The 1,426-nt window shown below is 43.5% G+C and carries 1 protein-coding gene; it reads right to left on the minus strand.

Going from position 1 to position 1,426, the window contains the following annotated elements; translation table 11 throughout:
* Positions 1-240: 240 nt before the first annotated feature.
* Positions 241-1,426, minus strand: a 1,186-nt coding sequence (locus F6K37_RS42255; protein WP_287257200.1) for a glycosyltransferase family 4 protein, incomplete at its 5' end; no start/stop codon positions are given.

Genomic DNA, 1,426 nt, shown 5'->3' on the forward strand with positions numbered 1-1,426 from the left:
TGAACTTATTGATTTAATACAAGAATTAATGAAACTTAATCGTAATAAACAGAAGTATTATTTACGAGGAATGAGAGCTAGATCGCTTGCCCTGTCTGCTTTATAACTATTTTCGTCACCCCCCCAGGACTTCACCTCAAGTAGCGTGGCCATTGGCCAAGGCTAATGCCTGATAGCTGATAGCTGATAGCTGATAGCTGATAGCTAATAGCTGATACCTGATACCTGATACCTGAATGCTTACGAATTTATAACTTCCTGATATAGATTCAACATTTGTTCACCGATTATCTCCCATGACCAATTCTCTGAAACTATCACTCGTCCTTTTAGTCCCATAGATATGCGCTTTTCCCCATTAGTTGCTAACTGCAACAGTGCTTGATCTAAATCATTGATCACTTGGGATAGGTTATCGACAGGCACTTTAATTCCCCAGTCTTCTTGAACCATCAACGACGGTCCACCAATATCGAGACAAACCACAGGTCTACCAGAAGCCATTGCTTCCAACACCACCGTCGGCCAATGATCATGGAAGCTCGGATGCATTAACACGTCCACCTCTGCCATCCGTTGTAAGACCTGATCACGGGAAAGCTTCCCCCAAAAACTTACAGCATCACCGCATCCAAGCTCTTTAGCTAATTTCTGTAGTCCCTCCTTTTCAGGACCATCACCAATCAGCCAGTATTCACTAGTGGGGTGTTCACGATGGAACTGGGCAAAGGCACGGATGCCCAATGCAAACCCTTTCCAACCCAAAAATCTGCCAATACTTACCACTCGAAAGGGTTCGTCTTGGCGCTGGGGCAGTTGACCTAATCTTTCAATATCTTTTTGATTAAGACCAAAGGGAGGAAAAGCCTTAACTGGTAAATTGTCTGACCATTGGCTCGCTTCCCGAGATAGAATTAATTGGGCGCGAGAAGCAACAGACCACTGGGTAAAGCGACCTAGGGCATTCATCGACACCATCCGAATCCGTTCCATCATGGCCGATTGTAGGGATAATGTCTTCAAGAGTACCGAAGGAATTTTATCTTTAGCGCCACCATTCCAAATCAACGGCACACCTAACCAGCCTATCCATGTGGGCAACCAGGAATTTTGATAGGTGACATGGTGAACTAAATCAAAGCCAATTTCTTCCTGGAGTTTTTTGGCCACAAAAAATGCTCTAATCTGCCAGGCGATATAATACAAATAATGGGACAATCCTGAATTACGAGACCCTTCAGACATTGCTACAAAGATAAAGGTAACATTGTCTAAAGGTGAATTAGCCAATTCCTGTTCAATCTGAGACTGATCAGTTGTGTTAGTGAGCACCCAACACTTATGGCTATGGTTCTTAGCTATTTGTTTTACGACATTCCAACCTATACCATATTCAGACCCTCTTACTGGGGAACAGCCATAAGCA

The organism is Moorena sp. SIO4E2 (assembly GCF_010671945.1).
GTDB lineage: Bacteria > Cyanobacteriota > Cyanobacteriia > Cyanobacteriales > Coleofasciculaceae > Moorena > Moorena producens.